Annotated in this window: 8 protein-coding genes; 3 read left to right on the top strand and 5 right to left on the bottom strand. The window is 45.2% G+C overall.

Annotation, left to right across the window (positions count from 1 at the left end; all coding sequences use genetic code 11):
• From Q365_RS0125185 to Q365_RS0125175, 3 genes are all read right to left on the bottom strand, one after another.
• Nucleotides 1-221, bottom strand: a 221-nt coding sequence (locus Q365_RS0125185) for an ASCH domain-containing protein (RefSeq protein ID WP_028025966.1), incomplete at its 3' end; no start/stop codon positions are given.
• A gap of 357 nt (nucleotides 222-578) precedes the next feature.
• Nucleotides 579-1031, bottom strand: coding sequence for a hypothetical protein (locus tag Q365_RS0125180; RefSeq protein ID WP_028025965.1), 453 nt, complete (start codon nucleotides 1029-1031; stop codon nucleotides 579-581).
• Between the two features lie 672 nt (nucleotides 1032-1703).
• Nucleotides 1704-2621, bottom strand: a complete 918-nt coding sequence (locus Q365_RS0125175) for a hypothetical protein (RefSeq protein WP_028025964.1) — start codon at nucleotides 2619-2621, stop codon at nucleotides 1704-1706.
• Nucleotides 2622-3421: 800 nt separating this feature from the next.
• Here Q365_RS0125175 and Q365_RS0125170 point away from each other — a divergent pair.
• Nucleotides 3422-3697 (top strand): hypothetical protein, encoded by a 276-nt coding sequence (locus tag Q365_RS0125170; protein WP_028025963.1) that lies wholly within the window; start codon nucleotides 3422-3424, stop codon nucleotides 3695-3697.
• Between the two features lie 101 nt (nucleotides 3698-3798).
• Here Q365_RS0125170 and Q365_RS0125165 read toward each other — a convergent pair whose 3' ends face one another.
• Entirely contained in the window at nucleotides 3799-5982 is a 2184-nt protein-coding gene (locus tag Q365_RS0125165) for a hypothetical protein (protein ID WP_028025962.1), read from the bottom strand.
• Complete coding sequence (locus tag Q365_RS26860) at nucleotides 5969-6118, bottom strand: hypothetical protein (protein ID WP_155859051.1); 150 nt, start codon at nucleotides 6116-6118, stop codon at nucleotides 5969-5971. Before Q365_RS26860 ends, Q365_RS0125165 begins: the two co-directional genes overlap by 14 nt.
• 442 nt (nucleotides 6119-6560) lie before the next feature.
• Here Q365_RS26860 and Q365_RS26065 point away from each other — a divergent pair, with 442 nt between their 5' ends.
• Nucleotides 6561-6731 (top strand): XapX domain-containing protein, encoded by a 171-nt coding sequence (locus Q365_RS26065; RefSeq protein WP_035025823.1) that lies wholly within the window; start codon nucleotides 6561-6563, stop codon nucleotides 6729-6731.
• Nucleotides 6732-6805: 74 nt separating this feature from the next.
• On the top strand, nucleotides 6806-8269 hold the full coding sequence (locus tag Q365_RS0125150) for a lactate dehydrogenase (protein ID WP_028025961.1): 1464 nt from the start codon (nucleotides 6806-6808) through the stop codon (nucleotides 8267-8269).
• Nucleotides 8270-8325 lie beyond the last annotated feature (56 nt).

Genomic DNA, 8325 nt, shown 5'->3' with positions numbered 1-8325 from the left:
TTTCCCACCTTTGGTAATGCATCACCTGCGACTTCATAGTCTTCGACTAACCCACTGCCTGCCGTCTTTGTACCATTCAAGTAAAGAGCTATTAACTTATCAGTAATGCTGAGTACCCCAGCAGCGTTAGCCTCGACGGTATAGTCAAAATGAGGCTCGATTGCTGGTTGCGAATCAAGGTACTTATTCCAAAATGCCAATTCAGATTCTGTTAATTTCAATTGCTCCTCCTGAGCTGCAGTACGCTTAACGTTCTAATAACGGGCGTTTACTAGCCCAAATTGATTGAAGCGCCTAAATCACAGCGTTTCTGTTAAAAATGCGCCACGAGTAAACGTCCGCGTTGATTTGCTTGTTAGCCCTTGCTCCGTACTTTCGCGGCTTGCCGCCAACCCGCTTTAGAAACAAACCGATGAAGCTTCAATCACGATCAAACTAGATACAAATCACCAGCTATGAAAAGCAAGTTTAGCCCGTCAATCCTCGAAGCAAAGTACATTCATTGAGAACATTGGATAACGCCGCGCTCTGCGGAAACTTAAGAGCGCAGCGAGTAAATTATCCGTAGCAGCGCCTTGTTAAGCGCTGCACTCCATATATTTGATGATATCATCTTCCCAGTTTTCATTGGTGTTCTTGAATCTGATTAGACCTTCAATATCATTTAACTCGAAGATCTTTGCGAGTTCCTTTAGCTCATCGTTTTTTTTCGAATAAAGAAAAGATCTAAAGATGTAGCCCTGAACGCCGTTGTAAGTATCAGATATTACTTTGTATTCTTCTGGACCGTCTTCATAGAACCACTCAATGAATTGTCTGTCCGATTTAAGGTAGCCAATTAACGTATGCCCATTTATTTCCCACAAAGGAACTAACTGTCCAGATTCACTAAACCCATCAGGGTGTTGCTCTAGCATCTCAGCCATTCTGGCAGGCGAATCAAATCGGCTGCAAAGAATACTAGGAACACTTGAACTCCATATGTCTTGAAACACTTTCGGAAGGTTTAGTTTTTTCAATTCTTCGATCATGCTCAATTCTCGACTGACGCTTAACGTTCTAATAACGGGCGTTTACTAGCCCAAACTAATTGAAGCACCTGAATCACGGCGTTTCTATGAAAAAATGCGCCACGAGTAAACGTCCGCGTTGATTTGCTTGTTAGCCCTTGCTCCGCACTTTCGCGGCTTGCCGCCAACCCGCTTTAGAAACAAACCGATAACGCTTCAATCACGATCAAACTAGATACAAATCAACAGCGATGAAAAACAGGTTTAGCTATCCAAACCTCGAAGCAAAGTGCATTCATTATGAACACGGGATAACGTTCTAATAACGGGCGTTTACTAGCCCAAACTGATTGAAGCGCCTTAATCACAGCGTTTCTATGTAAAAATGCGCCACGAGTAAACGTCCGCGTTGATTTGCTTGTTAGCCCTTGCTCCGCACTTCCGCGGCTTGCCGCCAACCCGCTTTAGAAACAAACCAATAAAGCTTCAATCACGACCAAACTAGATACAAATCACCAGCTATGAAAAACAGGTTAGCTATCCAAACCTCGAAGCAAAGTACATTCATTATGAACACGGGATAACGCTAAGCTAAGCAGCACACCCACTTAACTTTCCAAAACCACAGCACTCCATACAAAAAATGCCCCGTGTTAATGTGTCTGCTTGAGCGACTTGTTAGGCATGCAGAATTCATTCTCTCGGCTCGACACGTAGAAAGAGTTTTCCTTCTTCCTCCAGTAAAAATAATGCAATCTTTTGCTCCGGGATAAACATAACTTGATCAGGTTCCCCTTCAGCTAAGACCTCTCCGTTACTATCGTATATTTTTAATCCTGACACGGTGTCCAATGGAACTGATTCGCGTAAAGTATAACTCCCTGCTTCCTGAATATTAATATTTTGAGATAACATGATCTCAGCCCCTGGCTCTATCCGCTCCTCTCTAAGAGTTAATGTACCTCGAAGCCAACCTCGATATCTATCAACACCAGGACCACTTGTTAGAGAAAATGAAAACAGTAATTGTTTACCATCATCTTGAATATGTTTATTTATATGTGTTGCTCTTGTCGCACTATGCTCTGTAAAATTAGAGCCAATAATTTTATAACCACCTTCTGCTAATATTGGTAACGAGTAATTTCTAGTATGGTCTGAGAACGTAGAAGGGTGATCGCTTTTTGTCTGATCGATCAATACATTTCTATTTCTAACAATTACATTATCGAGAAGTTTGGCTTTTATATTAACAGTTAATGAATATGGCAACTCTTTACTTTTGCTAACAGATATAATCTGCTTCCACGGTATTGACTCTCCTTTCCCATGAGCATAAAGTGAAATTGTATACACACCTTCCGAGTTATATTTATGCTCAACTGTATCAATATCCTTTATTTGTGGCAAACCTTCGATACCAAAATCCCAAATGATATTTTTATAATAGTTACTTTGGTTATAGCAAATTACCGTTAATGATGTCGTACCTTTAGTTGGCTCACACTTTGCGAAAGCTAATGGTGCTGGCCTAAAAAAATAGTATGCAAGAACAGTAGACACAATAGCTAAGACTATCCCGACGAGTATTTCGACAGCAACTCTACTCATATTTACCCCTCCACTTCGTCAACAAGGCTAGAAAACCAGACAAAGTAACTATAGATGGAGTACATTAATTCGTACCTAGAAAATGCCTAACGGCTGCCATAAACGGCGAGCGTGTTTTGCGAGTCCAGCCCCAGAGGGGGCGATGTTTGATGACCTTGTTATGTACTTGAATATAAAGACCATACTTTCTTACTTTCTGTATAACCACACTGGTTACAACGCCATGTAACTGAAAGGAGAGTTGGTCCCGTCCAGAGTGAAAACGAGACGTTTTTTGTTATGTTGATACCAGTTGGATCTTTGGATGAGATAATTTTCAGCTTGCCTTTGCATTTAGGACATTTACGGAAGTATGCATTCCAAATTCCACGTACTAAATACGCTAGTACTAAGAGTGCTATGAGTATAGAAAATATGTCCAAGATCACCCTCGTCTCGATTGAGTGCATAACAGTATATTAGACACATAAAGTGTCCTTAAATAACAAGTCACTGTATTTTAAATATGGCTTTCCTTTTGTTTTAAAAGGTTATTTTCAGATCCCTAGAAAAAGCCTGTGAAAACACCCCAAAAGGGTGCCCTTCGGTATTATGCGACACATTTTCATAGGTTGTATGTTTCAACATTGGAAAAGTACGGTTCGGATGAAGAAAAGTATGGCAAATGAGGGACCTCAAAATACCGCTTAAAAAAAGAAACCAGCTCACTTTGGGGCAGAACCCTGCCTGAACAGATCGTCCGTAACGAGTTTGGACAGAAATGTGTCTAATGAGTCGGTGGTTATTCACGGGAAGCAGGCATGTATTCATTGACTGCAACAGGTGAAGCAGACAGCGGCGAAACGGTAAACCAAGCAGTGAGCTTTAGCGTTAAAGATGGCGCGGTATCACCTCCTCCGGGCGGAGACTACCCAGCTTATGTGGCTGGTACTAGCTACCTTGAAGGTGACCGCGTAACAGGCGCTGACAGCAATATTTATGAATGTAAGCCTTGGCCGTTCACTGGCTGGTGTGCAAGTGCATCATACGCTCCGGGCGATAGCATTGACTGGTCAGATGCTTGGGAAAAGCTGTAAGCCTTATCAGCTAATCTTGTTTCATCAAGCAAGGTAGAATTGAAAAGCGCCAGATAGCCTGGCGCTTTTTTGTTACAACGCTGAGTGCTAAGCGCTCTGCGCTATTGCGTGACGCCAGCGATAACAGATGGATCGCCCTCAACGGTTGGCATGGTGCCAATATCTGCCGAGCCCGTCACTGAGGTCGGTACAGCAACGGCGGGGTCACTCAACGTGAGTGCCGTACATTGGCCAGTCGCGCTTTGTATCGATTGCTCAATTTCACGCGCTTTGATCACGTACTCGTTTGAAGCCCCCATTAACACCCCATCCGCTAAAGAGAATTCAGGCGTATAACGATCGTCTTCTTGGGAGTATGGAATACCCCAAAAATCACCATTCCCGCCGTAATTCACGAGGAAGGTTTGCCCCGCAAATGTACCGGCACTGCCTGAACGATCGTTCGCATTGGCGTGGGTATAGGTAAATTGAATCGGTTTTTCAAAACTCACCACATCGCCACTGCCATCAATGATGGCTGTCAGCTGATTCCAGTTCTGAAGGCCTGTCTCCCAAACGTAATACTCAGTGACGATCGAAGGATCATAAATGTCATAGGAGCTAGTGACGGTCGATGTCACCATTGGACCACTTCTGACCCCCCAGCTATGCGGGGTTGAATCGATATTGGATTGGGTTAATGACGCGTCGAAGCGAACTGGTTCAGTCGCATTCACGCTGACCAAGGTCAACGCGTTGCCACCCGTTGCTGCGAACGTAAATTGGTGGGGGCCTGAGGTTGTTTCAAACGGGCTACTTGCACCACTCCAATTAGTGAGGTCGCTCAAGGCAAGCGTACCAATAGGGCAATTATCGTAGCAGTAAAAGGTCACTGCACCGCCATTCAACAGCTCACCCGATCCTGTTTCACTTCCATTAATGAAGCTTTGCTCATAATACGTCAGCGATGTTTTACCTTGCAGATACTTCACTTCGCCACCGAGTTGCTCGGAATACATGTACAAAGATTCATTACTCGACAACACGATTTGTGTCGGGCCAAATGCGGTAATCGTTGGGCCATTTTGTCCCCAGCTTAGTTTGCCCGTTTTATAGAAACCATCAGATCCCACGCTGTCTTGTGACGCCGTCATGTAGCTCACAACCCACTGGTCGAAACTGCTATCACTAAACACTGAATCGTCCCAGTATGAAAAGCTCACTCCTCGAGCGTCCGATAAAGCCAGCGTTTTCACCGTGTTCTTAATCAGTCGCCCAGGCGCGGTGACAACCGTATAGGGCGTTTGCACTCCCCCATCGTCTTTAACGACGGTTTCGCCGTTAGTGACAGCACCTTCAATTTCGCTCCACAATCCCCAATAACCGATATATCCATAGCTGTCGTAGTTGGTGTCATTCGCGCTGGCATAACGAATTGGGAAACCGGAGTTAACATCAATTTGCGCTCCAGACGTTGAGTTAAACAAGTCGTATCGGTGCACTGAGCTATCAAATGCCGTTCGGCTAAGACACGTGCCTGAATTATCACCAGACTTGTAAGGCAAGCTATCAAAATCGCTCGCGTTTTGGAGCAACACATTGCTTGAGCTAAACGTTAAGGCGTACGCGCCGCCATTGTCGGATGACGTTAATGCAATACCGTCGGAACGATCACTCGACATGACCACACTCGCGCTTTGGGTATATGTACTCGCTCCCTGCTGGCTCGATTCATACAAAGTAAAGCCAATCGACCCCGCAACCGTGTCAACGGTCAGCACTTCGCCACCGCCTTGTGCGGTTAAATCGGTAAAATTATCAAAGAAGTCGAAATTGAAGGTGAACTGGCCGAAGGGATCGGAATCTGACGCGCCTTCTGAAATCACGGCTTTGAATCTGATGGCTTGTTCATCCGATCCTGTCCCCATTTCCGGGATCCAGACATTAGCAATCAATGGCGACGAGTCATTCTCACGAGTCACATTCGCCACGGCTTTCAAATACGATGGCGTATTACTTGCCCCTGATGACTGACCTGTCGAACCATCTTCAGAATCATCAAAGCATGCGCCCTCATCCGCAAGAACCAAATAGGGGCCAGCATTGGCAAATTCCGTCATATTAAATTGAGCGGTAAAGCACAATATACTGTTGACCAGTTCAATCGGTTCCAGCGCTTCGTTCCACACATAGCTTTTCGTCGTCGCATTGGAATACTCTGTACCAGCGTCATTAAACGCGGCCAACGCCGCTCCCGACAACATCGTTGACGAAAGCAGTAAACAGACTGTGTTATTCATTTTCATTGGTCACTACCTCCAACTGCTGAGGTAACTGCAAACTGCTGGTTGATGTGGTGCTTGCTGCAGAGCCGCTGTCGCCACATCCCCAAAGCGCACTGCAAAACGCAATGATGCCAATAAGCTGAATTACACCTTTCATACAAACACCCCTTTTAACGCTCAATTTTCAATTAGTGATTTCTATCTCAATATTGAGACTCAACTTAAGCCTAGTTTTTATGTGGAAATTAGCGACTAGGAAGTTGCACACACGAGCATTGTTAGTATTTGACTGATTTAAATGGTTTTTATTCGATTAAATGGAAAGTGCTAAAAATAAGAGCCTATAAGGATCAACTCATTAGGCGTCAAATTCTGACCAGCAATCTAGGCGACCATGGCAAAAAGTGTGATATTTATCACCAAATAAACACATTTGGTAAATTACTCTCCAAAAGACAAATAGAATGCCAACGAATGTGATCACGATCTGCTGATGAATATTGAAGGTTTCATAGACTGGGCGCAGAAAAGTTAACAGTGCATACACAATTATTATGACCAATTTGCTGTTAACCCGAATATGAACAAGGGGGATAGCAATGAGTGAAGTTCTATTAGCCGTTGTGGCGGGAGCGGTTGTGGGGTTTTTCTTTAGTGCCATAAAACTGCCATTGCCTGCACCCCCTGTTATTTCAGGGATCATGGGCATCGTGGGTATTTACCTTGGCGGCATGGCCTATCAAACCATGATGACGCGATTCTTTTCGTAATACCTTGTGATTGGCGGGCTTTTACATAACAAACGACCAATCAACGCTTTAGCAAAATAATCCGAGGAGGACTGGTGTCTACAGGGAAGCTACCGTTGGCGGCAGATGGATTACAACTCAACTTTTGTAAAACATTGGCGTGTCGAAACTTTGGATTGAGTGACGAGAAGTATTACTTGCTTCAAGACACAGATCCGTCTCGCCCCGGCTTGGTGTGCCGTGAGTGTGGCGCCTTTCCTCCTCTCCTTAACAATCATGCAGTGCGCAAAGAATTTTCGCGGCTCAAGAAACAAGATTCTGGCAATTTGGCGGCTTGCAGCACAGAAACATGCGTTGCTTACGGTAAGCCAGTACTTACCCATCGTGAGCTTTATCATGCATTCGGCTATAGCGGAGAGCGACAACGCTATCGCTGTAAACACTGTCAGTCAACATTTGTAGATCGCTGGTCAAATGCCAATCCCAAGCTGGATTTGCAACAACGACTACTAGGGCTTCTCTTCACTGGCTACCCCGTGAGGGAGATTTGCCGCCGCCTGCAAATGAACCCTAAGACGTTCTATGATCACCTAGACCAGATCGCCGCTCGATGCCGCAACAAACTGGCTAGCGTTGACGCTCGTTACTTACAACTTGCTAAAGATTTGCCACTCGCCTCCACGCTGACAACGCTGCAACCGCGTAGCGAAAATGGCGTGATGTGGTTAGCCACGGGCGATGCAACCCACGGTTACGTGCTGTTGCAAAACATCAACTATTCACCAGACGAAGAAAAGCCTGACGATGGCGCTGATGTCTACACGCCTAACACTCGGCGCATGCCTGACAGTTTCATTCACTTCGGTGATGCGCCAGAATCAGCACAAGACACCTTGCTCAATCAGGTTAATGCCAAGTACCAAGAAGTCTTGTCTCGCAGCAATGTTGAAGACTTATATACGCGTCCAATCCATGTAGATTACCCATCAAAAGGGTGCTTGATCCGCCCTCAATATACAGCCTATGCGCAATACTTACGCCTGCGTGAGCTGATTCCTCATTGGGAAGAGATCACCCTTTATCTGCCGCAAGAGCCCTTGTTACGTTCTGCCTTGTTTAGCGTTTTCAAAGACAAATTACAGAGCAGACAATGCCACCCTATCTATGTCGAACAGAATCAGTCATGGCAAGAAAATGACAGCGCTGAGAACGTCGATATCATGTTGTTGAGTTGGTGGAGAGACCGCTGGGCGTTTACGCACAAAGGAAATGCAGAGAAGGCGATATGCCATTTATGGCGAGAAAAAGGGAAAGAAGACCAGTGGCTGCAACACGCAAGCACCTTCATGTTGGAAGAGTATCAAGCCCGTTTTCACATGAACTTTCGCTCGCTGGTTGATGAGCCAAGAAGACGGCTTCGCCCTGGTGGCTTGCTTCCATTGCTCGATATTTTTCGGGCTTGGAACAATTTATGTCATCAAAACAGCGCAGGCGTCACGCCAGCACAGGCGCTGAATCTAACAAGACAGCCCTATACGCTTGCCCAATTGCTGGGGTAATCCTTCGATGACAAAACAAAAAAGCGAGCATTAAGCTCGCTTTTTTCATTCCAAAA

It is taken from the genome of Enterovibrio calviensis DSM 14347 (assembly GCF_000621165.1).
Taxonomy (GTDB): Bacteria; Pseudomonadota; Gammaproteobacteria; order Enterobacterales; family Vibrionaceae; genus Enterovibrio; species Enterovibrio calviensis.
Note: the sequence above shows the minus strand (reverse complement) of the source record. Positions and strands in the feature narration are given on the sequence as shown.